The organism is Shewanella sp. SG44-2 (genome assembly GCF_014164215.1).
Lineage (GTDB): Bacteria > Pseudomonadota > Gammaproteobacteria > Enterobacterales > Shewanellaceae > Shewanella > Shewanella frigidimarina.
Genome location: NZ_JACJEU010000025.1, coordinates 38,084 through 63,515 on the forward strand (window position 1 = coordinate 38,084; position 25,432 = coordinate 63,515).

The 25,432-nt window shown below is 42.3% G+C and carries 20 protein-coding genes and 2 pseudogenes; 7 read left to right on the forward strand and 15 right to left on the reverse strand.

The window, feature by feature from the left end; translation table 11 throughout:
- Window positions 1–102: 102 nt before the first annotated feature.
- The 4 genes from H5181_RS16010 to H5181_RS16025 all read right to left on the reverse strand — a co-directional run bounded on the left by H5181_RS16010 (window position 103) and on the right by H5181_RS16025 (window position 7,053).
- Entirely contained in the window at window positions 103–1,827 is a 1,725-nt protein-coding gene (locus tag H5181_RS16010) for a hypothetical protein (RefSeq protein WP_011638629.1), read from the reverse strand.
- An 881-nt stretch (window positions 1,828–2,708) separates the two neighbouring features.
- Complete coding sequence (locus tag H5181_RS16015) at window positions 2,709–3,500, reverse strand: phosphoadenylyl-sulfate reductase (RefSeq protein WP_011638630.1); 792 nt, start codon at window positions 3,498–3,500, stop codon at window positions 2,709–2,711.
- Window positions 3,493–5,184 carry an assimilatory sulfite reductase (NADPH) hemoprotein subunit gene (gene cysI, locus H5181_RS16020; RefSeq protein ID WP_182751510.1) on the reverse strand — a complete coding sequence of 564 codons (1,692 nt, stop codon included), beginning with the start codon at window positions 5,182–5,184 and terminating at the stop codon, window positions 3,493–3,495. Before cysI ends, H5181_RS16015 begins: the two co-directional genes overlap by 8 nt.
- 78 nt (window positions 5,185–5,262) lie before the next feature.
- The gene (locus tag H5181_RS16025; protein ID WP_182751511.1) at window positions 5,263–7,053 is read right to left on the reverse strand and encodes an assimilatory sulfite reductase (NADPH) flavoprotein subunit; all 1,791 of its coding nucleotides are present in this window, start codon (window positions 7,051–7,053) and stop codon (window positions 5,263–5,265) included.
- Window positions 7,054–7,519: 466 nt separating this feature from the next.
- Here H5181_RS16025 and H5181_RS16030 point away from each other — a divergent pair, with 466 nt between their 5' ends.
- From H5181_RS16030 to H5181_RS16045, 4 genes are all read left to right on the forward strand, one after another.
- The gene (locus H5181_RS16030; protein ID WP_182751512.1) at window positions 7,520–9,049 is read left to right on the forward strand and encodes a Re/Si-specific NAD(P)(+) transhydrogenase subunit alpha; all 1,530 of its coding nucleotides are present in this window, start codon (window positions 7,520–7,522) and stop codon (window positions 9,047–9,049) included.
- An 11-nt stretch (window positions 9,050–9,060) separates the two neighbouring features.
- Entirely contained in the window at window positions 9,061–10,545 is a 1,485-nt protein-coding gene (gene pntB / locus H5181_RS16035; RefSeq protein ID WP_011638634.1) for a Re/Si-specific NAD(P)(+) transhydrogenase subunit beta, read from the forward strand.
- A gap of 104 nt (window positions 10,546–10,649) precedes the next feature.
- Window positions 10,650–11,666, forward strand: coding sequence for a sensor domain-containing diguanylate cyclase (locus H5181_RS16040; RefSeq protein WP_011638635.1), 1,017 nt, complete (start codon window positions 10,650–10,652; stop codon window positions 11,664–11,666).
- Window positions 11,667–12,435: 769 nt separating this feature from the next.
- A complete protein-coding gene (locus tag H5181_RS16045) occupies window positions 12,436–13,134 on the forward strand; it encodes a DUF3581 domain-containing protein (protein ID WP_011638636.1) in 699 nt (232 codons plus the stop codon).
- A 223-nt stretch (window positions 13,135–13,357) separates the two neighbouring features.
- On the opposite strand, the gene H5181_RS16050 is transcribed toward H5181_RS16045, so the two are convergent.
- The 3 genes from H5181_RS16050 to hldE form a co-directional block, all read right to left on the reverse strand.
- Complete coding sequence (locus H5181_RS16050) at window positions 13,358–13,834, reverse strand: TetR/AcrR family transcriptional regulator (RefSeq protein WP_011638637.1); 477 nt, start codon at window positions 13,832–13,834, stop codon at window positions 13,358–13,360.
- A gap of 234 nt (window positions 13,835–14,068) precedes the next feature.
- Window positions 14,069–15,049 (reverse strand): hypothetical protein, encoded by a 981-nt coding sequence (locus H5181_RS16055; RefSeq protein WP_259397067.1) that lies wholly within the window; start codon window positions 15,047–15,049, stop codon window positions 14,069–14,071.
- A 3-nt stretch (window positions 15,050–15,052) separates the two neighbouring features.
- Window positions 15,053–16,483, reverse strand: coding sequence for a bifunctional D-glycero-beta-D-manno-heptose-7-phosphate kinase/D-glycero-beta-D-manno-heptose 1-phosphate adenylyltransferase HldE (gene hldE, locus H5181_RS16060; RefSeq protein ID WP_182751513.1), 1,431 nt, complete (start codon window positions 16,481–16,483; stop codon window positions 15,053–15,055).
- A 105-nt stretch (window positions 16,484–16,588) separates the two neighbouring features.
- Here hldE and H5181_RS16065 point away from each other — a divergent pair, with 105 nt between their 5' ends.
- Window positions 16,589–17,515 (forward strand): LpxL/LpxP family Kdo(2)-lipid IV(A) lauroyl/palmitoleoyl acyltransferase, encoded by a 927-nt coding sequence (locus tag H5181_RS16065; protein ID WP_182751514.1) that lies wholly within the window; start codon window positions 16,589–16,591, stop codon window positions 17,513–17,515.
- A gap of 158 nt (window positions 17,516–17,673) precedes the next feature.
- Here the strand turns inward: H5181_RS16065 and H5181_RS16070 are convergent, their stop codons facing one another.
- Both H5181_RS16070 and H5181_RS16075 read right to left on the reverse strand, forming a co-directional pair.
- The gene (locus H5181_RS16070; RefSeq protein WP_182751515.1) at window positions 17,674–18,054 is read right to left on the reverse strand and encodes a hypothetical protein; all 381 of its coding nucleotides are present in this window, start codon (window positions 18,052–18,054) and stop codon (window positions 17,674–17,676) included.
- Between the two features lie 131 nt (window positions 18,055–18,185).
- Window positions 18,186–18,856, reverse strand: a pseudogene (locus tag H5181_RS16075) (nitroreductase family protein).
- Window positions 18,857–19,047: 191 nt separating this feature from the next.
- Here H5181_RS16075 and H5181_RS16080 point away from each other — a divergent pair.
- Both H5181_RS16080 and H5181_RS16085 read left to right on the forward strand, forming a co-directional pair.
- Entirely contained in the window at window positions 19,048–19,728 is a 681-nt protein-coding gene (locus tag H5181_RS16080; protein WP_011638643.1) for a nucleoside-diphosphate sugar epimerase, read from the forward strand.
- 111 nt (window positions 19,729–19,839) lie between these two features.
- Window positions 19,840–20,013 (forward strand): helix-turn-helix domain-containing protein, encoded by a 174-nt coding sequence (locus H5181_RS16085; protein ID WP_011638644.1) that lies wholly within the window; start codon window positions 19,840–19,842, stop codon window positions 20,011–20,013.
- Window positions 20,014–20,189: 176 nt separating this feature from the next.
- Here the strand turns inward: H5181_RS16085 and nqrF are convergent, their stop codons facing one another.
- The 6 genes and pseudogenes from nqrF to H5181_RS16115 all read right to left on the reverse strand — a co-directional run.
- A complete protein-coding gene (gene nqrF, locus H5181_RS16090; RefSeq protein WP_011638645.1) occupies window positions 20,190–21,407 on the reverse strand; it encodes an NADH:ubiquinone reductase (Na(+)-transporting) subunit F in 1,218 nt (405 codons plus the stop codon).
- Window positions 21,408–21,431: 24 nt separating this feature from the next.
- Window positions 21,432–22,040, reverse strand: coding sequence for an NADH:ubiquinone reductase (Na(+)-transporting) subunit E (nqrE, locus tag H5181_RS16095; RefSeq protein ID WP_011638646.1), 609 nt, complete (start codon window positions 22,038–22,040; stop codon window positions 21,432–21,434).
- A gap of 9 nt (window positions 22,041–22,049) precedes the next feature.
- A complete protein-coding gene (locus H5181_RS16100; protein WP_011638647.1) occupies window positions 22,050–22,670 on the reverse strand; it encodes an NADH:ubiquinone reductase (Na(+)-transporting) subunit D in 621 nt (206 codons plus the stop codon).
- Window positions 22,671–23,438: a Na(+)-translocating NADH-quinone reductase subunit C gene (locus H5181_RS16105; protein WP_011638648.1), complete on the reverse strand. Its 768-nt coding sequence runs from the start codon at window positions 23,436–23,438 to the stop codon at window positions 22,671–22,673.
- Complete coding sequence (locus tag H5181_RS16110) at window positions 23,428–24,642, reverse strand: NADH:ubiquinone reductase (Na(+)-transporting) subunit B (protein WP_011638649.1); 1,215 nt, start codon at window positions 24,640–24,642, stop codon at window positions 23,428–23,430. The genes H5181_RS16105 and H5181_RS16110 overlap by 11 nt, the downstream gene beginning before the upstream one ends.
- Window positions 24,642–25,432, reverse strand: a pseudogene (locus tag H5181_RS16115) (Na(+)-translocating NADH-quinone reductase subunit A); the annotation flags it as partial. The pseudogene H5181_RS16115 and the gene H5181_RS16110, both read right to left, overlap by 1 nt.

A 25,432-nucleotide genomic window follows, 5' to 3' on the forward strand; every position in this document is an offset into this window, starting at 1 on the left:
TTAGCTGTTAACGCTTAAACGTCATGCGTGAGACATAAAAAAGGTGACCATTTGGTCACCTTTTTTAGTTTCGTTAACGTCGTACTAGTAGCGTTAATGAAATTATTTAGCACTCGCTTTAGAATTTACTTTAGAACCAATTACTAAGCCCTTATCCGTAAAGTCTACCGACATCTGTAAACGCATGTCGTAGTCTTTTAACATCAGTAATTCTTCTGGCATTGGTTCGCCACTCATTTCTGCCATATCGACTAACGGAGCAAACATTTTTTGGTAATCAACAGACAAGTCAAAGAAACCATTAGATTCAAGTGATTGCTTATACATCAAATCAGCTAACTCTGTACCTCTGTCGCCAGTATAAGCAACTAAATGGCTACCTTTAATGGCTAACTTTGCACTAACCCCAAATTCAGGTGGCAACATTAACATAGGGGTAATATCGACTGGATCGCCATTATCTTTCAAGTCCACTTCTGCAAGCGGCGGGTAAAACGGCTTCATCATATCAACTAACATCATCGGTTTTTCAGCCGACACACTAATTAATGCGTCTAGTTTTTCAAAACTAGCTTGGCCATTTTTCTCAGTTAGCTTGTAATCAGCTAATGTCACGCTAATGCCTTTAACACCATTAGCCATACCCGTCATCATGCCAAGCATAGCTGGATTTAACTCACTTAACTCTGATTGCATTTGAGCCAATGCAGCACATTGATATTGCGGTGTTTGTAAATCTTTCCACACTTCGTTCAGTGCTGGTGCGAGTTGATTAACATCAATGCCTAATGAAAATGACAAGATATTGTCGTGACCGTTACTGGCAAATGATGGCACAAAACCACGCATTTTATTCAATGCAGACAAAATCACTTGGTTGTTACTTTCAAGCACAACAGCGGCATCAATAGTACTTTCGTCGCGAGTAATAGAGTATGAATTTAACCCCATTACACTGCGCGGCCAATTAGCAGCAATAGCATTTAATTCAGTTTGACACACTGGTGTTTTCATTTCTGCAAATGGATCTTCACCCTGAATTTCAATCATTTTGGTCATTTGCTTGGCCAGCATATTACCGTCTGTCGATGTTAACCCTTTAACCAATTCAACATGATTAATAAAGCTAATACTGTCTTGCATAAAACCATGAGTCTTAGCGATGTCTTGCAACATGGTGGTTTCGCTAATTGGATGGTCAACTTTCTTTTCACCCAATGCGGTTTCAAGCAACTCAGGTTGATTAAATGACGTATTCAATGTCACGGTTAACCAGCCATCTTTAACAGAAAATACAATCTCAGCGTGCTCTTTCTCATCAACATCAGTCAATGTATAACCGCGATATTCAACAGAACCAGATTTGCCCATTGTATGAGTTAAGCCACTTTCTTGCTCAGCGCGATCTAATTCCGCCCAAAATGCTGCAGGATTGCTGATCTCAACTTTCATTACCGGCAATGCACCTAAGGTATAAAAATAACTCTTAATTGAATCAGGTAAGCCGTATGTTGATAGTAAGGTTTCAGGCTCTGGCAACACGGTCATGTATTGCTTATATAAACTGATAAAAAAGCGCTCTTGAGCTGAAGAGCTATCATCTAGCGACAGCATTTTATCCAGATCATAAGCTTGGTAATTACCTGCAATGCTATACAGATAATCTTTTAACGGAAATGGAACTAACTGCCCAGAAAACGCTAATGTATCAGCTGGGACATAGTCCAACATAGGATCGTTCTTAACGACTGACGTCCCTTGTTGCGACAGAAAGTATCCACCAGCACCAACAGCCAATACCACAGCAGCAATTGCCATTTTATTCATCTATAAACTCCAATTTATATTATTGTTAACTCTTCCTTGAAATGAGTTAGCGTTTAAACATTTATTATCTTTTTGGGATAAGCATTATCGATTTCACCGATAAACTGCGGATTAATTTAGCATTAAATGTTAATCAGCGCATTAGATGTTGCCTTTTGGGGTGATATTTATGCAGAAAACAGCACTAATAAAAAACCAATAACATCAAAAAGGCAGCTTATTATCCAACGAGCTTAGAAAGGGAATTTGATCAACATAGAGATGAGAAGCAAAAAGGATTAAGCAGGAAATAACTCAAACATTTGATTTCCCGATAACTCAAACCGCTGAGTTATCGGGAACAACCGAACAGATTGCTTATACGCTAACAAGTCAATCAATGTGCTCGAGGATGCGAGCGAAGCTTTTGAAGGTACGTGGATTGCAAAAACAATCCCAAAGCGTCCACAAAAACCGTCTACAGGAATTTCTAAATCTAGACTATTATCGGCACTGATGCATGAAAATTTAAATAAAATTTAATTATTTTCTATCCACACATAAAACCAGTAGCTCAATTCAATGCACAACTAATTATTTAGGAGGACAAACCAACCTCAACCTGTCCTTTTTAATTATAACGTTGCAATGTCTGACAACATGCTAACAAACATGCTTGGTGATAATTTGGCTGCATGATATTACAAACCGATGAGATAAAAGCCGTTTATCTCATAATTCAAACTTATGAATGACAACAATAAAACAAATTAATTAACAAGAATAACGTCGAATTTAAGACAAAATAGAGGGTGATACGGTAGATAATTAAAGCCTTAAAATGCATTCATCCGCAATAAATTGCGGATGAATGGAGTACGTTATCTAACACCACTTCACAACTAGATATCGAAGTGCAGACCACATTCTCGCTGTAAGCCATTAAAACGAGTTTCTTCTTCGCTCATGCCCAACTCAAGAGGTTTACTTGAGTGAGTATCGCCTACCGACACATAGCCTTGTTCCCATAATGGGTGATATGGCAAGTCATGTTCAGTTAAGTACATATGCACGTCTTTGTTGCTCCACTCAATGATGGGTAACAACTTAAAACGTTTACCACTAATGGCTAAAATCGGCAATGCTTCACGGGTGCTAGACTGGCTACGACGCAAGCCTGCGAACCAGGTACCGACATTTAATTCAGCTAATGCACGTTGCATAGGCTCAACTTTATTGATGCGGTTATACTTTTCTAAGCCGTCAATCCCCTGCTCCCATAGCTTACCAAAACGGGCTTCTTGCCACGCTTGGGTTTGACCCGCTTGGTACACTTTAAGATTGAGGTTTAAGCGCTCAGTTAACTGATCAATAAATTGATAGGTTTCCGCAAACAAATAGCCAGTGTCGGTTAAAATCACCGGAATATCACTTTGCGCTTGAGTCACCATGTGCAACATCACCGCGCCTTGAATACCAAAACTAGACGATAACGCATGATCGCCCGGTAAATATGCCAGGCCCCAAGCCACTCGTTGTTGCGCCGTTAAACCTGCTAAAAACAGGTTAATGTTTTCAAGCGCTGCAGTTTGCTCTGCTTTAGGCGCTAATAATAACGCCTGCAGTTGAGCCGGAGTCACAGAATGATCGACGGCCGCGCCAGTTGGCGCAGTCGTTACCACTTCATTAGGCATGAAAATCCTTAGCGGCGTCATTAACCGCCTTCACTACGCCAATGCGCACAGTGAAGTTACCAAAGGTTTCGCCCGCATCGCGCTCTGTGGCGTAGCGGCCAAACAAGGTATCCAATTCAGCTAAAATTTCAGCTTCTTGAATGTTTTCTTTATGCATTTTATTCAAACGCGTGCCTTCAAAGCTGGCGCCTAAATACAAATTGTAACGCCCAGGAGCTTTACCCACTAAACCAATTTCAGCCGCAAATGGACGGGCACAACCGTTTGGACAACCGGTCATACGCACCACAATTGATTGCTCGCTAATACCATGCTTAGCCTGTAGAGCATCAATGTGATCAATAAACTCAGGGAAGTAACGTTCAGCTTCTGCCATCGCTAATGGGCAAGTTGGCAATGCCACACAGGCAATTGAATGACCGCGAGTACCACTTAGCACCTGGCCTAATAAACCATGTTTACGCGCTAACCCTTCAATTTCAGCTTTATCTTGTGCAGCGACACCGGCAATAATCATGTTCTGATTAGATGTCATGCGGAAATCGCCTTTATGGATTTTGGCTATTTCACGTAGACCAGTTTGCAAGGTTTGACCTGGCATGTCTTTAATACGGCCACTTTCAATAAACAGCGTTAAATGGAACTTATTGTCGATACCTTCAACCCAACCATAACGGTCGCCGCGATCGCCAATAATCACATCACGTTTGGGCTCAAATTTAACCCCGGCACGTTTCTCTACTTCTGCTTTAAATGCATCATAGCCATGATCAACAATGGTGTACTTCAAACGCGCACGTTTACGTACAACACGGTTACCCCAGTCACGTTGAACGGTCATTACCGCTTCGGCAAACTTGGTAACGTCGTCAGTTTTAATAAACCCAAAGTCGTCAGCTAAACGTGGGAAGGTTTCTACTTCACCGTGGGTAGACCCCATGCCGCCACCCGCAACCAAGTTAAAGCCAATTAACTCGCCGGCTTCTGCTACCGCAATAAAACCAAGGTCGTTGGTGTATACGTCGACATCATTATGTGGTGGAACTGCAACCGCCATTTTAAATTTACGTGGCAAATAGGTTTTACCGTAAACCGGTTCAACCGTTTCGGTGCCTAATAGCTTTTCTTCATCTAACCAAATCTCAGCGTAAGCGCGAGTGTGTGGTAATAGATGATCAGATAAATGCTTGGCAACCGCATACGCCTGAGCATGTAACTTAGATTCAACCGGGTTTGGGTTACACATCACGTTACGGTTTACGTCACCACAAGCGGCAATAGAATCGAGTGCGGCGCGATCAAGACCTTGGATCAAGGTTTTTAAATTACGCTTAGGAATGCCGTGGTACTGAAACGTTTGACGCGTGGTTAAACGAATGCTGTTTGAGGTGGTTAGCGTAGATGAAATTTTATCCACTTCTAACCACTGCGCTGGAGTACAAATACCACCAGGTACACGGGCACGTAGCATAAAGCTATGCAATGGCTCTAACTTTTGCTCTTTACGCTCGTTACGTAAATCACGATCGTCTTGCTGATAAAAACCGTGGAATTTGATCAACTGTTGATCGCCATCACTAAACGATCCTGTCACTTGAGTATCTAAACCCTCTTGGATGTCGCCTCGTAAATAATCACTGTCGATTTTTAAGTATTCGTTTAACGCTAACTTTTGCTCACTCATGGCCTGGGCCTCTCTTAATTCTGTTCAATTCATTAGTGCGATTGGGTTGCTAGATTTGGCTAGCAACCGAGGTCGAATTTAGTACACGTCTTTTTGGTAGCGTTTGTCGCTACGAAGTGTTTCAAAGTAAGCTTCTGCGTCATCAGCGCTTAAGCCACCTTGTTCAACCGCTATATTCACTAATGCTTGGTGTACATCTTTTGCCATGCGTTCTGCATCACCACAGATATACACATGCGCGCCATTTTGTAGCCACTGCCACAACGCTTCAGCTTGCTCGGCAATGCGATGCTGAACATACACTTTATGAGCTTGATCACGCGAGAAAGCCACATCTAAACGCGATAAATCGCCATTTTTAAGATACTGCTGCCATTCAACTTGGTATAAGAAATCTTGCTCAAAGTGTGGGTTACCAAAGAATAACCAACTATTACCCGACACACCGTCTGCGGCGCGTTGCTGCATAAAGGCGCGGAATGGCGCAACACCAGTACCAGGACCCACCATAATTACCGGTGTTTCTGGGTTTTCTGGTAAGCGGAAATGGTTATTAGGCTCAACATATACATTAACCTGCTGGCCTTCTTCAGCTGAGGCTAAGAAATGCGATGCACCACCAAAACGAGCTTGGCCTTGACGCTCATCTTCAACCAATGCCACTGTTAAGTGTACTTCGGCTTCAACTTCGGCCTGGCTAGAGGCTATTGAATATAAGCGTGGCGTTAATGGACGTAACATATCAACTAATTGCACGGCGCTAACCTTGGCAGGATATATTGCAACTAAATCGGCTAACTGATGCTTAAGAATAAACTGTCTGGTTTGTTCTTTGTCTTCACTAATGGCAGCTAGTTCAGCATTACCACTCAACTCAGCCCATGTTTTAACTAGACCTGGGTATAACTGAGTTAATTCTTTCTTGTCAGTTAACGCAGCCTTTAATGATAATGACTGTTTTGATACGGTAACATTGTCGTCTGCAGCTAACCCGAGCGCGGTGATAACTTCATCGACAAGCACTTCGTTATTACTAAACCATACACCTAACGCATCACCGACTTGATAAGTTAATCCTGACTCGCCTAAATCAATTTCAACATGGCGGACATCACGATCAGAATCTCGACCAGTAATTTTTTGGCTGACGAGTACTTCTGCGGTATAGGGGTTTTGCTTGGTATATTCGCTTTCACCAGCAACTGATGCAGTACCAATAGAGACCACACTTGCACTTGATGCTTGAATATACGGCTTAACAGCTTCTACAACGCTGTCCTGCCATTGTTGTGAAATATCTTCATAATCAACATCACATTCTACCAACGGCAATAAAGATGTTGCCCCTAGTGCACTTAAACGCGCATCAAAGTCTTTACCGGTTTGGCAGAAAAACTCATAACTTGAATCACCTAGCGCTAACACAGAATAATGAAGCTTATCTAATTTAGGTGCACGCTTTGAGGATAATAATTTGTGTAGTTCAATCGCATCGTCAGGCGCTTCGCCTTCACCATGAGTACTAACAACCAATAACAAGATGGTTTCTTGTTTTAGTTGACGGACATTGTATTCGCCCATAGAAGCTAAATTAACCGCGTAACCTTGCGCTTGCGCTTTAGCCGCTAGCTCTTTAGCTACGCCACGACCATTGCCCGTTTGGCTACCGTATAAAATCGTAACTGTTGGTGCGGCACTTGTCTCTGCTGTCGTCTCGACACCGCCTTGACCTTGGTTAGCACTCGCAGCGAGATAACCACTGACCCATGCAAGTTGAACTGAAGATAATTCAGATGTGAGTTGCTTTAGCTTATCGACTTGTCCTTGAGACAATGGCGATGCTAAAGCTGAAAGTTCTTTTAACAACATAAGACGGCCTTATAACAGTGTAATGTGAACTAGCTTACTCCTAAGGACAAAAACCAAAAAAGAATAAAAGATGATTTTTTATTCCATTTAGGAATATGCAAAGATGTTTTTTTAAGCTACAAAAGTGTGGCGCAGTTAAAAGTTTTTAAATTACCTTAATTTAAAACCCTTTAATTAACCTAAAGGCACTTGTACCGAACATGCCTCATGTCGCAAGCTAGGAGCGCCAATTAACTGATGAATAATTCTCAGGTTGATTGTTCTCTGAGTAAAACGACATGCAAATACAATGTAACTGTGTCAACGTAATGCCATTGGTTAAATAGTTTACCCGACTTCAATGGTCATATGCTGCTCTTTTTCTATCTTCAAAGTGCAGCATGTGAGGCAGAAATACTCAAACGGAATGGTCTATTGATGGGGAACAACAATAGACGGTCTTTTTATTAACCATCAGGAAACAGTCATGCAGATTGGAATACCGAGAGAAAGTATCGAAGGTGAAACTCGAGTCGCCGCGACTCCAGCCACTGTGGTACAACTAATAAAACTCGGCTTTAGTGTGGCAATTGAAGCACAGGCAGGTGTGAAGTCGAGCTTTGATAATGCTGCATTTGAAGCCGCTGGGGCGGATGTGGTCGACAATGTGTACGACGCTGACTTTATTTTTAAAGTGAATGCACCGTCCGATGACGAAATCGCCAAAATGAAACCAGGTACGACGCTGGTGAGTTTTATTTGGCCTGCCCAAAACCCTGAACTTGTTGAAAAACTGTCAAGTCACAATATTACTGTGATGGCGATGGACATGGTGCCACGCATCTCACGCGCCCAATCACTCGATGCCTTATCATCGATGGCCAACATTGGTGGTTATCGCGCGGTGATCGAAGCCGCCCACGAATTTGGTCGTTTCTTTACCGGGCAAATTACTGCAGCAGGTAAAGTGCCACCAGCCAAAGTGTTGGTAATTGGCGCTGGTGTAGCCGGGCTTGCCGCTATTGGTACAGCGGGCTCGCTAGGCGCCATAGTGCGCGCATTTGATACTCGTCTTGAAGTGGCTGAGCAAATTGAGTCAATGGGCGGTAGCTTCTTAAAGCTTGAATTTGAAAACAATGAAGGCGGCTCGTCTGACGGCTACGCTAAAACCATGTCAGAAGAGTTTATTGCTGCTGAAATGGCGCTCTTTGCTGAACAAGCCAAAGACGTCGATATCATCATTACCACCGCATTAATTCCTGGTCGTCCTGCGCCAAAGCTGATCACCAAAGACATGGTCGATACCATGAAACCGGGCTCTGTGATTGTCGATTTAGCGGCAGCAACTGGCGGTAACTGTGAATACACCGTCACTGGCGAACGCTTTATTACCGATAACGGCGTCAAAGTGTTGGGTTATACCGACTTACCGGGTCGTTTACCGGCGCAATCGTCACAACTTTATGGCACTAACCTAGTTAACTTGATGAAGTTAATGTGTAAAGCCAAAGACGGTAATGCAGTGCTCGATTTTGACGATGTAGTGATGCGTAACATGACCGTGGCTCGTGGCGGCGAAATAACTTTCCCACCTCCAGCCATTTCAGTGTCTGCGGCACCGCAAAAACCAGCAGCGAGTATAGAGCCAAAAGCGGCCAAAGTTGACAAAGCACCGTCAAAACTTAAATACATTTTAGGTGTGTTAGGGCTTGCTGGTTTTGCTGCAGTCGCTTCTGTTGCTCCCGCTGAGTTCTTATCGCATTTCACCGTGTTTATCCTATCGTGTGTGGTGGGTTATTACGTGGTGTGGAATGTGTCGCACTCATTGCATACGCCGTTAATGTCGGTCACTAATGCTATTTCAGGCATTATTGTGGTTGGGGCGTTATTGCAAATAGGCCAAGGTTCAGCATTAGTCACGGCGCTTGCGTTTGTCGCGGTGCTTATTGCCAGTATCAACATCTTTGGCGGGTTTACCGTCACTCAGCGCATGCTGAAGATGTTCCGTAAAGATTAAGGAGTCATATCGTGTCTCAAGGACTGGTTACAGCATCTTATATCATTGCCGCGGTGTTTTTTATTCTCAGCTTAGCTGGATTATCAAAACAAGAAACCGCTAAAAATGGTAATTTATTTGGCATTATTGGTATGGCGATTGCGCTTATTGCAACCATACTCAACCCTGCCACAAGCGGCGTAGAATGGATTATTCTCGCCATGGTCATTGGTGGATCAATTGGTATTCGCTTAGCATTAAAAGTCGAAATGACTGAAATGCCAGAGCTAGTCGCGATTTTGCACAGTTTTGTGGGTCTCGCAGCGGTATTAGTGGGCTTTAATAGCTTTATTGATATCCAACCACACGAAGTGTCTGAAATTGTTGTGGTATTGGGGCAAGACCTCAATACAACACTAGAAACCGCCAGAGCGGCATTTGCAGAAGCAAGCAAAGCCCAACAAACTGAGCACCTAACCGGTGCAATGCTTAACATTCACTTAGTGGAAGTATTTTTAGGCATCTTTATTGGTGCTGTCACTTTCACAGGTTCGATTGTGGCCTTTGCTAAGTTACGTGGTTTGGTTTCATCAAAAGCATTAATGCTACCTCATCGTCATAAATTAAATTTATTGGCCGTTGTGGTGTCGTTTATTCTCATGGTGATATTCGTTCAGGCTGGTGGTGCAGTGACACCAATCATCTTGATGACCCTAATCGCGTTCGCATTTGGTTGGCATTTAGTGGCTTCAATTGGCGGTGCAGATATGCCAGTTGTGGTTTCCATGCTGAACTCATATTCGGGTTGGGCAGCAGCAGCAGCAGGTTTCATGTTATCTAATGACTTACTGATTGTTGTTGGTGCGCTTGTGGGCTCATCGGGTGCGATTCTGTCTTACATTATGTGTAAAGCCATGAACCGCTCGTTCATTTCTGTTATTGCCGGTGGTTTTGGTAATGATGCCGTTGCAGCATCAGGCGATGATACCGTCGGTGAATACCGTGAAACAACCGCTGAAGATGTCGCTGATATGCTAAAAGCGTCTGATTCAGTCATCATCACTCCAGGTTATGGTATGGCGGTGGCTCAAGCACAATATCCGGTGGCTGAAATTACTAGAAAGCTCCGTGATATGGGCATTAAAGTTCGCTTTGGTATTCACCCTGTTGCTGGACGTTTGCCAGGCCACATGAACGTACTGTTGGCTGAAGCTAAAGTGCCTTACGATATCGTGTTAGAAATGGACGAAATCAACGAAGACTTTAGCAGTACAGATACAGTGCTAGTGATTGGTGCTAACGATACGGTTAACCCAGCGGCGATGGAAGATCCAACTAGCCCTATTGCTGGCATGCCAGTATTAGAAGTTTGGAAAGCGCAAAACGTGATTGGCTTTAAACGTTCAATGAACACCGGTTATGCCGGTGTACAAAATCCATTGTTCTTTAAAGACAATACCCAAATGTTGTTTGGCGATGCGAAGGACAGTGTAGAAGCAATCCTTAAAGCCTTATAAATCAACTTTGTGACGAACAAAACACCAGCAACTAATGCTGGTGTTTTTTTGTTTAATAACCAGCTAAACTGGGTCAATTGGACTCAAAGGATTATCAGCTATCCATGGCACAGCAGGACATCATTACTCAATTACAGCTTGAACTAGAGCAGCATAAGCAGACAATCAAGCAACTAGAGAATGAGAACAATCGACTTACTCTATTAAATAAACGAGTAAACGAGCAACTCAACGCTACGCTTGATGGCACTGGTTTATGTCTATGGGAACAACATATTCCCACCGGGAACCTGACTATTTTTAATCAGCAGTGGGGCCATCTGCTCGGGTTTACTCGTGAAGAGTTACCAGCTCATATCAGCAGCTGGAAAAACAATCTACACCCGGAAGACAAAGACTGGGTAATACAAGCCTTTGAAAGTCATGTAGCCGGTAACGCAGAAATTTATCAAGCCGTGCATCGTATGGTACATAAAGATGGCACTGTTGCATGGGTATCTGACCGTGGACGTATTATTGAGTATGGTATTAACGGTGAACCGCTGCGTATTATGGGCACTCATATTGATGTCACCCAAGAAAAGCGCTACGAACAAGATTTAGCCAAACTCGCTCATCGTGATCCGTTAACTAATTTACTCAATCGAAATGCACTCATTGCTGCCTTTGAACAAGGAAAAAGCACTCACAGTACACATCAAGGCGCGCTGTGCTTTATCGATTTGGACGGTTTTAAGATAATTAATGACCACTTAGGCCATCGATATGGCGATAGTTTATTAATCCATATTGCCAACGATATAGCTCAAATATGCGATCAACTCTTTAGTACGCCAGACACAACACAAACCCCACTACATCATGTGGCACGTTTTGGTGGTGATGAGTTTGTCATTTTAGCCCATTGTAACGATGTGGAACGACTAACAACCTTGGCTAAAACCTTACTGTCGCACTATCAACACCCTATCGAATTAGAGGGTGAAAGCATTAAAGTAGGCCTCAGTATTGGGATCAGTTTATTTGATGAATTAGATGAGTTTACCAATGTTTGCGAGCAAGCAGATAAAGCCATGTACAGCATTAAAAAACACGGTAAACATAACTTCTTATTTTGGTAAGAGGATTAAAAAACTAGAAAATTTACTTTTGCTCGCTTAAAAATGCCAACATAAGCTCTCACATAAGCCCCTCATATAAGCCTTAAATCATCACCAACTGCGCTAAGGTCTTGTGAAAAAAATGCCCATTACAAGGGTAAAACCGATATATCCTCTCACCAGTATTTTTACTTATGCTCAACTCCAGATAAAACTTGGGATAAATCCATACAATGAGTTTATTCAAAGCGGTAATGTCAGAGCGGTTATCTCGTTTGCTAACAAGGTGAAAGACGGATAAATATCTAATCTATTGCCATTCAATACTTAGCAGAGCGCTAACAAAGAACGGTTTGATATTCATTAAGTCGATGTAAATGACGCTGAAATTTGATATGAATGACACTGAAAATATAATTTATATCACTTTATATTCGTTTTCAGGATATGCTGCCAACTAAGTTGATTTGTTATTCAAAACAAAATCTCGAGTAAAGGTACCAAATAATATTGGTATACTGTTGTAATACAAAGAGCATGTTCGACTTATTTCGTCGCTAATGACAGCGGCGAAACAGAATTAGTACACTAAAGACACCTTGTCGTTAATCTCAGCATAGGATGTTTATAGTCATCGGGTGAGTTTATTTGCCATCATGCAGTAAACTCTCGCTCATTAATGGATTTTATCACTAACCTAGTCTCGCATTAGCCTACATTGTTATCGCGTTATCATTAACAATCATGCCTTGTGATATGGCTTACTACTGACTAATAAGAATTATTCTTTATGTTTTTATCACCTTATTTTACTAAGCAAGATCAAAGTGTGTTTATTTCGGCTCAACAAGCCAGTGACTTCGCCAAAAAAATCGCTGGAGATTTCAACCCTATTCATGATGTGGGCGCTAAACGCTTTTGTGTCCCTGGCGATTTATTATTTGCACTAGTGTTGACCCAATACGGCCTAAGCCAAAACATGCAGTTTAAGTTTGCCGGCATGGTTGGTGACAACGTTGAGCTTCACGTCGATAAAAATGTGGCCAATAAATTCAGCATTAGCGACACCAAAGGCAAAGAATATCTGCATATCGAACGTCAGGGTGAAGTGTGCCAATGTGATATACAAACAGCGGCATTTATTAAAAGCTATGTCGCTTTTTCAGGATTGAACTTTACCCATGTACTTGTGCCAATGATGAAGCAATACAAGGTCATGATTAATCCTGATCGCCCATTAGTAATTTATGAAAGCATGTCATTTCATTTAGATCATTTTGATTTCAGCACCATCAGTTTGCACCTTATCAAACAAGACTTAGCCATTGATGGTAAGCGTGGCGATGTCACCCTCACCTTTGAACTGCAAAGCGAAGGCAAAGTGATAGGTAGCGGAATCAAAACTTTAGTATTAAGCGGTTTGCGTGCTTTTGATGACGAGCAAGCGCAGCAAATGTGTGACAGATATGAAAGCAGAAAGTTAGCGTAAACCATAATACGTGAGCGATGTTCAATCGCTCACAATATACCATTCCATAATGATATCTAAGCAGTCCAACATGTTGAATGCTCAGATACCAATATGGAATGTTCAGTTCGATATCGTATTGATCATAATGTCAATTTTAATATCAATTTGTTACTTACAGGGTAAAACTTAAATAGCCAAAATTTTTGGTGCTTGTAGCAAGCTAGTGAATTTAAATCAGTGACTACTCTTGCTGTAATGGCACATCTTGTAATAATGCCAATGCACTATTGCCGATAAGTTGCTCAACACATTTACGCCCAACATCAGCAAAATGACTCACAGCAGCTTCGATGACAATATTAAGCGACTTGAGTATTTTCATGCTTTCGTCACTACTACCACATAAACTGAAAAACAGTTGTAAAACGGCTTTACGTTCAGGTTGTTTCATAACTTCAGCCCATGATTGCTCTAGCGCTGCTATCGAAGAAAAATCTAATCCTTCAATAAAAAACTGCCCAATACGTTGATCTAAACGCACTAAGAATTCTGTTTTACGCGGGAAGTGATGGCTGATACCAGTTCGGCTGACACCAGTAGCAGCAGACAGCGTAGTATAAGACATCGCCTCAAAACCAATCGTGAGGATTTGTTTAAAGGCTTCATCTAAAATTTGGTTAACGGTTAACTCAGTTTCAACTCGTGAACGCTTGGCCATAAACTTGGTCTCTCTAATTATTTTGGTGCAAGAGCTTACCAGACCAAACCAGAAAATTCTGCTAAGAATTAGCAAACTTACAACATTTTTAACCGTACATTATCCAGAAAGGCAGGATAAAACAGAACATTATCGCGATAACTATTTATTTACCCTTTAAAATCAAAGGTTATAAAAAATCACCATTTAATGAGCAGTAAGAAGTGATAAAAACACGTAACAAAAATTTACATATTATTTTTCGGTTAAGAATTGATTTGTCAGCCAGCGCTGTGTTTCTGCCTTACCCATTAACCTTTCCAAGGTCGGAGACAACACTTCAATTAGCTCCGGTTGACGCCAAAACATATACCCTGGCAAAGATTGAACCGCGCTAAAAGTGCGCTGAACTAAGCTAGAAAACTCAGTCATGTCACGCGGCGACCACGCCGGCATTAATGGATAAACCGCCATTAAAAAATCCTCATAGTGAGTAAAATCCTGCAATTGCTGAGCATCATAATGACCGAGCACTATTTGAAGTTGAGGCGCACTCCAATGCGACAAATTACCACTGTCGTTGATAAGCGCCAGATTTCGGCGATGGAACTGTTGCCATGCTAAATCGAGCTGCTGATAATGCTGCGCAATACGCCATAACAGATACAAATCCGCTAGCCATTCATGCTGATATTCTGTTAAAGAGGAGGGTAAAATACTGCCTTGTAGTGCAATGTTATATAAATGACCGATTTCGTGCCACAAGGTTAATTGTATTTGGTTGGCTAATGGTAACTGATAAGTTTTTAAGCCAATAGCGCCACTTTGCTCAGCCATATTGTTAGCTGGATTAATAACAATAACCCCTGCTATTTTTTGATGTTCAGCAACCAGCACCATCGCACTTTTACGTCCAACTGCGCGGCGAATATTGGCAGCTGAAAAAGCCGTTTGTTGTTGTAATGAAGCAGGGAGTAACGCAATACACCTTACCAGTGTAGATAAAGAACATATTAGCGCTTGTTTGGTTGCTATTGGGATAAAATAAGCTTGGCGAATGTTATCACTCGCCAAGCCATCTTCAACCATAACTGTTGTGGTTTTTAGTTGATTTTTAACCACAGACTGAGACGTAATAAGCTGGCTGGCATTAACAAAGTAACAAACGAATAACGGTGCGCAAACAACGCTACAGCTTAATAACTTGAGTAATGACCGTTGCCAGTATCTAAGCATCAACTATTTTTGTGACATAATATTTTGAATTATTGCAGTTGTTGATACACCGTCCTCAAATCCGAGCACTTCAACCTTGCCACCTGCCGCTATCACTTCAGCACCACCAGCAATATCTTCCACTTTGTAATCGCCGCCTTTAACTAAGGAGTCTGGCAATAATCGGGTAATAATACGTTGTGGTGTGTCTTCAGTGAAAGGCACCACCCAATCAACCGATGCTAAGCCCGCTAAAACAGCCATACGACGGTCGACAGGATTAACAGGACGTCCAGGGCCTTTTAAGCGCGTCACCGAGCTATCATCATTTACAGCAACAATAAGACGATCACCTAATGCTTTGGCTTGTTGTAAATAGCTCACATGCCCAGCATGCAAAATATCAAAACAACCGTTAGTCATTACAATACGCTCACCGCGTAAACGTGCCTGATCCATCGCATAAGCTAATTGATCTTCTGTCATTACCCCAAAACCAGACTCGCCATGGTTAAGGGCTAACGCTTGGATCAGTTCAATGCGGCTAACCGTTGAAGTGCCTAGTTTACCCACAACCACACCCGCGGCAGTATTGGCTATCGCACAAGCTTGCGCTAACGAAGCACCCGCAGCAATTGAGGTCGCTAAAGCAGAAATCACCGTATCACCAGCGCCCGTAACATCATGAACTTCACGTGCAACGGTTGGAATATGCAATTCTGGTTGGTTTTGCGACACTAACGTCATGCCCTTTTCTGAGCGAGTTACTAAAATAGCTTCAAAGTCGTGCAACTTGATCAGTTTCTGGGCTTTTTCGATTAAATCATCTTCGCTGGTTACCGTACCGACAACCGCTTCAAATTCACTCATATTTGGGGTGATTAATGACGCGCCATGATAACGAGCAAAATCATGCCCTTTTGGATCAACTAAAACCTTTACCCCTTTGGCTCGCGCTTTAGCAATAAAATCCTTTGGCTCATCAATGGCGCCTTTGGCATAATCTGACAATACCAATACATCGACATTATCTAAAATGGCTTCGCTTTGCGCGAATAATGCTTGGCTAGTCGCTTTATCAAATTTCTCTTCAAAATCTAAGCGGATTAACTGTTGATTACGCGACAATACCCGTAATTTAGTAATTGTCGGCTTGTCTGCTACCGTTAACCATTGCGGTTCAACGCCAAACACTTTTACCCCTTGGGTTAATGCTTGTGCGGTTTCATCTTGGCCTACTATGCCCGCTAACTGGACATGTCCACCTAATGTCGCAATGTTTAATGCCACGTTGGCGGCGCCGCCGGGTCTATCTTCAATTTGATTAATTTTAACAACAGGTACAGGGGCTTCGGGTGAAATGCGTCCCGTAGGGCCTACCCAATAGCGATCTAACATCACATCGCCAATCACTAAAACGCGCGCATTTTCAAAAGCTGGGAGAGAAACCTTCATAGTGTATTCGCTGTCTTGTAAAAATTTAACCGTGATTGTACCTAATTTTCATCTAAATATGAGTTAGAATAACAAATAATTTTTTGTGAACTAGACGAGTTGTCCGTGGTCGAGAAAGCCGAATTTTCTTCTGATTTATATCATCCTAAACATTGGCCTATGTGGTTTGGCGTCGGTTTAATGCGTTTAAGCTTGCTATTACCTCTGTCTTGGCAAATGAAAATTGGCCGTGGCATTGGTCGATTAGTCATGAAAGTTGCAGGCGGAAGAACCCACACCGCTAAGCGTAACATCGATTTATGCTTTCCTGATATGAGTGATGCAGACAAGCAACAATTGCTTGAGCGTACTTTTGAAGAAACCGGAAAAGCAGTATTTGACACCATTAACGCATGGTGGTGGTCAAATGAGCGCGTGCAACAGCACATGACCATTAAAGGCACTGAGCATGTTAGTCAGAGTTTAGACAATGGCAAAGGGGTGATTTTATTTGCGGTGCATTGTTTACCGCTTGAAATGGGCGCGCGTATATTTGGCCAGTTTGCTCCGGGAATTGGCGTGTATCGTCCCCATAACAATCCGGTGATGGAATACTTACAAGTTAAAGGTCGCTTGCGTTCAAACAAAGGCTTAGTGCCTAAGCGTGATGTGCGCCAAATGATCCGCAGTTTGCGCAGTCCTGACGTGATTTGGTATACCGCCGATCAAGACTTTGGTCGTTCGAGCGCTGTGTTTATTCCCTTTTTTGGCGTACCCGATGCTGCCACCATTACTGGCGCAACCTCATTGGCGAGGCTAGGTAAAGCCAATGTGGTGCCTTTTTTTGTTGAGCGTAATAGCGATGATAAAGGCTACACCCTTGAAATCATGCCGCCTTTAGAGAATTTCCCCGGCGACAATGAAACTGATGACGCTATTCGTGGTAACAAGATTGTAGAGCAACTGATTAACCGCAACAAAGCTCAATACATGTGGCTTCATCGTCGTTTTAAAACACGTCCCACTGAAGACACACCATCGTTATATGACTGATTTTAGGTAATCGTTTAGGTTATATAAATGATGACAGTTGCTACCGATTAACTACCAATGACCAATACATAATTAACCCGCTATAGCATTATTACAGCTATAGCGGGTTAATTATGTATTCAGAAAAATAGGCAAAATAGATACCTTGAAAGAGGCGGTTAGGTTTTCTTATGTGTAAACTCAAATTCTTGCGCAATATTGACCGCCTTAAATCCTGATGGATCCGTCATCAAGGTTTTCGCCATAAAATCGGCAGCCATACCAAAAGGCTTTTCATTCACTTGGCGATTAAACTCAATGCCTTCGCCAGTTTGGCTGATTAAATATTGATAAGCTAAACGGTTACACTCAATCACCCAATCAGCTGTTTCCCCCGCGGCTTCAGTCCTCGGCAAGCAACTTAACCCAATAGAGTTATCATTGTGTGTTATCGATAATTTGACTAAGTGGCCTAAGGTTGATTGAGCATCGTCAGCTTCTGCCAGCATGGAGACTATCCCGCCTAGAGTGCCAACCAACAACGAACTTAACAATTTCATATTAACTCCTTTTAATACGTTTCTAACGGCGATCATTCAGATCAATAATATTCTTACCAACAATATTCTTACCAACCATCATGTTATCAGTGGTCGTTTTATAAACGGACATAGACTAACAGTGAAGACCATTAAATAAAATTACAAATCTCATTAAGGTTTTTTTTATCCATAGCATGCTGTGGAATGGTCGCGTCATCGGCAGGATACCCAGCAATGATAAGCATATACGGACGTTCATTATCATTGTCGCGCCCACACACTTTACTTAAAAAACTCATCGGTTTTGGCGTATGCGTTAATGTGCCGAGGCCTGCGTGATGTAATGCTTGAATTAAAAAGCCAGTCGCAATCCCCACTGACTCATGTACATAATAATTACTCTTCTGTTCACCAGACCTTCAGTACGTTTTTTGCTGAACACCGCAATCAGCCAAGGCGCATGTTCTAAGTACGGTTTATCGGCATTGGTGCCTAACGGTTTTAATGCATCTAACCATTCTTCTCCAGCGCGACCTGCATAAAATGCTTGCTCTAATGCCTCAGCTTGTTGACGAATTTGCGCTTTTATCTGCGGGCTATTTATCGCCACAAAATGCCACGGCTGATGGTTAGCACCATTGGGTGCTGTGCCCGCAGCTAATATACACTGTTCAATAATGGCTTGCGGTACAGCTCTATCAGAAAATGCCCGTATTGAATGTCGTCGTTTAACTTGCTGGTAATTATCTTGTGCCCGCTTGAGCATTTCATCTGGGGAATATTCAATAAAATCAGTTAACGGTAAATGCGCTTGGGTCATAATCCATCCTAATTATTGGTATTGGCTATGTTGTAGTGATAATTGAAAACGCATTTTTCAATTATCACTATTTTTTGTAATAACTCTAAGCTAACAAACAGGATAATAATTGCTATCAAAATATTCTTATTGAAACCGTTCGAGCGACAGATTAGAGTCTAGCGAGTCGGTTTAGCTTTCTAAAGGATTATATGATTGCAGCAATAATAGGTGCGACGGGTTTAGTGGGGAATACCTTACTTACTCGCATCATTGAAAGTGAACATTATAGTAAAGTATTGGTTATTGGCCGTTCAGCACCTAATTTGGTCGAACATCAATTTGGTGCTGAAAAAGTGCAGTTCATTTGCTGTCAACTTGACGAAATACATGAGCTGACATTAGCAGAAAAAGTGGATCATGCGTTTTGCTGTTTAGGCACCACAATCAAACAGGCGGGCAGTGAAGAAGCTTTTATTCAAGTCGATAAATTAGCCGTATTGGCTTTTGCTAAACTGATCCAAGCTCAAGCAAATCCTTCTCTTAAATTTATGGTGGTGACTGCATTAGGTGCGGATGCTAAATCAACGGTGTTTTATAACCGGATCAAAGGCGAAGTAGAGCTATCACTTAAGGCGCTATCGTTACCGGTACTTAATATTTTTCAACCGAGTTTATTATTAGGACCACGAGATAATGGCCGTTTTATGGAAGATATTGGTCAAACCCTTTTTGGTGGTTTATCGTTTCTATTTATCGGTCCGCTACGAAAATATCAGCCCATTAACGCACAAACGGTAGCTGAGTCGATGTACCAAGTGGCTTTGAAGCCTCAGGTTGCTCCCACGCATCAAATTATCACTAATGCCATGATGCATCGCTGTCATTATTAATAATACTACTCTCGACAACTATGCTGCTTTATGACAAGTTAATACACCTCTAATGTTCAATGCTAACGACATAAGACGAGTCAAAGTAACCATAACGTAAGGAGAATAGGAATGAGTGATGATAATGATTTAACCTTAAATGAAGTCTGTGAAATACTCGACAAAAGCCCTACTACGATTAAGCGTTATGCTCGCGAAAACTTACTGTTTACTGAACAAAACGGTAATGTGCTTAGTTTTAACAAAGCTGAAGTAATGCGTTATCGAGCGTGTTCTGAACATTAATATAGACTTAGGCTTATTTGCTACAAAATCCCCAACCGTCAATGACAGTATGGGGATTTTTTATTGATACGCTCAGTTCATATGCTTATTTACAGGTGCTAAGCAGCACTTTGATGAGTAAATATGAATGACCAAGCATGGGCTAGCAAACCTAAATTAGCCAATGATCAGCAGCTTTAGTCACCAAAATCATCTAGCAAGATGTTTTCAGACTCGACACCCAAACTTTCTAGCATGGCTATCACTGACGCATTCATGATCGGAGGACCACACATATAAAACTCACAGTCTTCCGGCGCTTTATGTTGTTTCAAGTAATTCTCATACAGCACGGTATGAATAAAGCCGGTATAACCCGTCCAATTATCTTCAGGTAGTGGATCAGACAAAGCAACATGCCAAACAAAGTTGTCGTTTTCAGCGGCTAGTTGATCAAAATCTTGCTGATAGAACACTTCACGAGTTGAGCGAGCACCATACCAAAAACTCATTTTACGTTTGGTTTTAACACTTTTTAATTGGTTAAATATGTGCGATCGCATCGGTGCCATACCCGCACCACCACCAACAAATACCATTTCAGCATCGGTTTCTTTGACAAAAAACTCACCAAATGGTCCTGAAATCGTTACCTTATCACCGGCTTTTAAATTAAAAATATACGACGACATTTTTCCTGGCGGTAAACCAGCTTTAGGCGGCGTTGCAATACGCACGTTTAGCATAATCGTACCCTTTTCATCAGGGTAGTTTGCCATTGAATAAGCACGTAATACGTCTTCATCAACGGTAGACACTAAATCGAATAAACCGTATTTAACCCAATCGCCACGATACTCTTCAGGAATATCAAAATCGGCATAACGCACTTTATGCGCAGGCGCTTCAATTTGAATGTAACCACCGGCTTTAAACAACACATCTTCACCGTCGGGAATTTTTAATAACAGCTCTTTAATAAATGTCGCTTGGTTATTATTTGAAATAACCTCACATTGCCATTTTTTAACCCCAAAAATTTCTTCATCAATCTCAAGTTCCATGTCGGTTCGCACGGTAACTTGGCATGCCAAACGGCAACCTTCTTTGGCTTCTTTTTTTGAAATATGATCAAGTTCGGTCGCTAAAATATCACCGCCACCGGCTTTCACTTTTACGCGACATTGTCCACATGTACCACCACCGCCACACGCCGATGGTATAAAAATATGTTGCCCAGACAAGGCGCCCAATAACTTATCACCAGCAGGAGTTTGCACGCTTTTACTAGCGTCATCATTAATGCTAATAGTGACATCATTGGTGTTCACTAACTTACGTTTGGCAGCTAAAATCACCACCACTAGCAAACTTACCACTATGGTAAACATGCCAATACCTATTGCCATTTCCATTAAATAACCCTTCTCTTCAATGCGTTATAACGTAATGCCCGCAAATGACATAAAGCCCAGAGCCATTAAGCCGGTGGTGATAAAGGTAATCCCAATGCCTTGCAACCCATCAGGAATAGCATGAAACTTCATTCGTTCACGAAGTCCCGCTAATAACACAATAGCCATCGCCCAACCCACGGCAGAACCTGACGCAAACACCACAGACTCAGTAAAGTTATAGTCACGGTTGGCCATAAAAATGACCCCAGCAAAAATGGCACAGTTCACCGTTAATAACGGTAAAAAGATCCCTAATGACTGATATAAAGTTGGAATATAACGGTCTAAAAACATTTCTAAGATTTGCACCAACGCAGCAATGACCCCAATAAAGGTAATCAACTGTAAATAGCTTAAATTCAGCTCAGGAAACCCAGCCCAAGCTAATGCGCCTGGCGCTAAGATATTGACGTAGATAATTTGGTTTAATGGCACAGCCAGCACCATGACCACAATCACCGCAATGCCTAAGCCAAATGCAGTAGAGACCTTTTTCGACACAGCTAAAAAGGTGCACATACCCAAGAAAAATGACAGCGCCATGTTGTCGATAAACGCCGCTTGGATAAATAAATTAATATAGTGTTCCATGCTGTTTCCTTATCCGCGCTTACGCTGAATGATTTTAATGACCCAAATCATCACGCCAATTAAAAAGAACGCGCTGGGTGGTAAAGTGAACATTTCATTAGCAAGATACCAACCGCCATTTTCAATAGTGGTAAATATGTTGTGACCAAACAAAGTACCACGCCCCAGCAGCTCACGAATAAACGCCACGCCCATTAAAATTAAGCCATAACCTAAAGCATTGCCCAAGGCATCAAATACGGCTAAATGAGGCGGATGTTTCATCGCAAAGGCTTCAGCTCGGCCCATAATGATACAGTTAGTGATGATCAAACTGACAAACACAGATAACTGTTTTGACAATTCATACGCCACGTCTTGTAACACCATGTCGACAATAATCACCAACGAGGCAATCACCGTCATTTGCGCAATAATCCGCACACTATTAGGAATAAAATTGCGGATACTTGAAATAATCAAGTTAGAAAAGACCAACACAAAGGTCACAGCAAGTGTCATGACGAATGCAGTTTGCATCGAATTACTGACCGCTAATGCCGAACACACACCTAATACCTGTATTGCTACAGGGTTATTAGCCATAATTGGCGATGTTAGGATCTCACGAGTTGAAATAGCACGACTCATTTACTTACCCTCCGCAGCTAACGTGTGTAGATAGGTTTGATACCCTTCGACGCCAAACCAAAACTCGACTAAGCGTTGAATACCTACGCCCGTGCGCGTCGCACCACTAACACCATCGATGCCGTGAATGTCGCCGTCTTTAGCGCCGCCTTTAATAACCTTAATGGCAATTTTGCCTTTTTCATTAAACAGCTTTTTGCCTTTCCATAGTGCTAACCATTGTGGGTCGGTAACAAAGTCAGCAATACCAGGGGTTTCGCCATGCTCATAAAACACGATGTTTTCAATGGTGTTTAAGTCTGGTTTTATCGCCATGTAACCGTAAATAATCGACCACAAACCTTTGCCATAAATAGGCATCACAATGCTAGCAAGTTGGCCATTGGTGTCATACACCTCAAAAATACGAATGTCGTTCGCCATGGTTTTAATTTTGGCGGTGTCTTTTTTCGGTTTAGAAGAGGTTTCTGGGTTAATCGATGCCATGCGCTCATCAAAATCAAGTAAATTGGCTTTTTCAGTTACCTTGCCTGTCGCTAAGTTAACCATCTTAGGCTTTACTCGTTGGGCAAATAACTCGCTAAAGTCACCTTGACTGATGTCGATGTCCGCAGCTTTTAACACAAACTGCTGCACTTCTTCGCGCTTTTTAGCCAACTTACGCTCTTTTAAAATCTCCACGGTACCGGTGATCATAAATGAGCAAACTAGACTTAAAATGATGATAAAAACCATTGTTCCAGCGACTGAATCTTTCTTAAAGGCCATGACGTTTTAGTCTCCGTTTGATATTAGCTTGAGCGACTAGATAGTCGAACAACGGTGCCCATAAATTAGTAAACAAAATGGCTAGCATAATGCCCTCTGGCATTTTGGCATTCAGTAAACGAATAATAATGGTCATAAAACCAATCATAAAACCGAACGCAAATTTAGCCTTGCGGGTATATGACGCCGTTACCGGATCGGTGGCCATAAACATCATACCCAGAGCAAAACCACCAGTGACTAAATGCCATGTCCACGGCATTGCCGACATAGGATTTCTGCTAGAACCGAAATAGTTAAACAACAAAACGGTAATGATCATACCTAGCATCACACCGGCTACCACACGCCAATCAGCTACGCGGGTAAGCAGTAAAATACCACCACCAATAAGAATGGCTAAGGTACTGGTTTCACCAACGGCACCAGGGGTAAAGCCTAAAAAGGCATCCCACCAAGTACTGTCGCTTAATACGCTAAACCAGCTCACATCGATAAAGCTTAATTTTTTAGCCACGGTAAGGGTTAGCGTCGTTGCACCAGAAAAGCCATCAACCGCTACAAACTGGCTTAATGACACCACCTCTGTTGGGTATGCAAAATAAATAAATGCATATCCCGCCAGTGCAGGGTTTAAAAAGTTGTAACCCATACCACCAAACATCTCTTTTGCCACGACCACACCAAAACTAAGGCCCAAGGCCACAATCCATAACGGCGTAGAGATAGGTAAAATGAGTGAGAACAATAACGCGGTGATAAAGAAGCCTTCGTGCAGTTCTTGGTGACGCACTTTGGCAAACACCACTTCCCACACCAAACTGACCACCAACGCAGTTAAGTAAAATGGCACATAAAAACTGGCACCATAGGCAAACAAACTGATTAAACCAGCGCTTTGCGTAAGTGGGCCAAACAGTAAGTTATAAAAGGCAAGTTGCCATACATCCGGCTGTGTTGCCCCGGCAATAATGGCTATTTGAGCCTGCAGGCCAATGTTGTACATGCCCAATAACATTGCAGGAAATAAGCACATGCCCACAATGTGCATGGTGCGCTTAACATCAATCGCATCACGAATATGCACATCACCTTTGGTGCTACGACCATTGGCTATCCACAACGAACGTAAATAGCTGCGCATCGAGTCGCCATGAGCGTAATAGCTGTCTTGTTTGCTGGGCTTTTTCTGTTGCTGACTCATTAACCTTCCCTCTCGATAATATCTAGGCAAGCACGAAGTTCTTTACCAAAGTCATACTTTCCTGGGCACACAAAAGTGCACAACGCTAAATCTTCTTCATCTAGCTCTAATGCACCAAGTAGTTGTGCCTCATCGGTATCACGCACCACTAAATCACGTACTAACAAGATGGGTAAAATATCAAGCGGCATAACGCGGGCCAGTTGACCAAACGCCATCATGGCGCGCGGAGACCCACCAGCATTAGTGGTGAAATCAAACAGTTTTTTGGTGCGACTAAAACCTGACATCATGATGCCGGTAAGTGAGAATTTGCTGCTGTCATGACGCACCCAAGGCAACAACTCTTGACGTTCATTTTCAGTCAATACACTTATTTGATTATGGAATCGACCTAGGAAGTCGTACACATCTGCAGCGGTATGGCCTGACAATAATGACCCAGACACAATGCGCGACTGTCGCTGGTCAATTTCACCATTTACCCATTCGCTTAACTTTGCGCCTAACTGGGTACGCACTAAACGAGGCTTTAATACATTAGGCCCGCCTAGCGCGACGATACGGTCGGTATACAATTCACCGGTTAAAAACAGTTTGCCGAAGGCAATCACGTCTTGATAACCTACATGCCACACCTGGCGTTCAATACTGGCTGGTAATAGGAAATGAATGTGAGTACCGACTAATCCAGCTGGGTGCACGCCGTTAAAGCGCTGCACACTGACTTTCGATAAGTCGTACTCACTGCTAGCATCTGCCAATAACGAAGCGCCATCATCTTGGCATA

Bases quoted from the DNA above. Each gene is read 5' to 3' on its own strand.
- H5181_RS16030 (WP_182751512.1), top strand. From the start codon at position 7,520: ATGCAGATTGGAATACCGAGAGAAAGTATCGAAGGTGAAACTCGAGTC.
- H5181_RS16050 (WP_011638637.1), bottom strand. From the start codon at position 13,834: ATGGCCAAGCGTTCACGAGTTGAAACTGAGTTAACCGTTAACCAAATT.
- H5181_RS16070 (WP_182751515.1), bottom strand. From the start codon at position 18,054: ATGAAATTGTTAAGTTCGTTGTTGGTTGGCACTCTAGGCGGGATAGTC.
- H5181_RS16105 (WP_011638648.1), bottom strand. From the start codon at position 23,438: ATGGCCTTTAAGAAAGATTCAGTCGCTGGAACAATGGTTTTTATCATC.
- hldE (WP_182751513.1), bottom strand. From the start codon at position 16,483: ATGAAGGTTTCTCTCCCAGCTTTTGAAAATGCGCGCGTTTTAGTGATT.
- H5181_RS16025 (WP_182751511.1), bottom strand. From the start codon at position 7,053: ATGTTGTTAAAAGAACTTTCAGCTTTAGCATCGCCATTGTCTCAAGGA.
- H5181_RS16045 (WP_011638636.1), top strand. From the start codon at position 12,436: ATGTTTTTATCACCTTATTTTACTAAGCAAGATCAAAGTGTGTTTATT.
- nqrE (WP_011638646.1), bottom strand. From the start codon at position 22,040: ATGGAACACTATATTAATTTATTTATCCAAGCGGCGTTTATCGACAAC.
- nqrF (WP_011638645.1), bottom strand. From the start codon at position 21,407: ATGGAAATGGCAATAGGTATTGGCATGTTTACCATAGTGGTAAGTTTG.
- H5181_RS16055 (WP_259397067.1), bottom strand. From the start codon at position 15,049: ATGCTTAGATACTGGCAACGGTCATTACTCAAGTTATTAAGCTGTAGC.
- H5181_RS16080 (WP_011638643.1), top strand. From the start codon at position 19,048: ATGATTGCAGCAATAATAGGTGCGACGGGTTTAGTGGGGAATACCTTA.
- cysI (WP_182751510.1), bottom strand. From the start codon at position 5,184: ATGAGTGAGCAAAAGTTAGCGTTAAACGAATACTTAAAAATCGACAGT.
- H5181_RS16085 (WP_011638644.1), top strand. From the start codon at position 19,840: ATGAGTGATGATAATGATTTAACCTTAAATGAAGTCTGTGAAATACTC.
- H5181_RS16040 (WP_011638635.1), top strand. From the start codon at position 10,650: ATGGCACAGCAGGACATCATTACTCAATTACAGCTTGAACTAGAGCAG.
- H5181_RS16015 (WP_011638630.1), bottom strand. From the start codon at position 3,500: ATGCCTAATGAAGTGGTAACGACTGCGCCAACTGGCGCGGCCGTCGAT.
- H5181_RS16010 (WP_011638629.1), bottom strand. From the start codon at position 1,827: ATGAATAAAATGGCAATTGCTGCTGTGGTATTGGCTGTTGGTGCTGGT.
- H5181_RS16100 (WP_011638647.1), bottom strand. From the start codon at position 22,670: ATGAGTCGTGCTATTTCAACTCGTGAGATCCTAACATCGCCAATTATG.
- H5181_RS16110 (WP_011638649.1), bottom strand. From the start codon at position 24,642: ATGAGTCAGCAACAGAAAAAGCCCAGCAAACAAGACAGCTATTACGCT.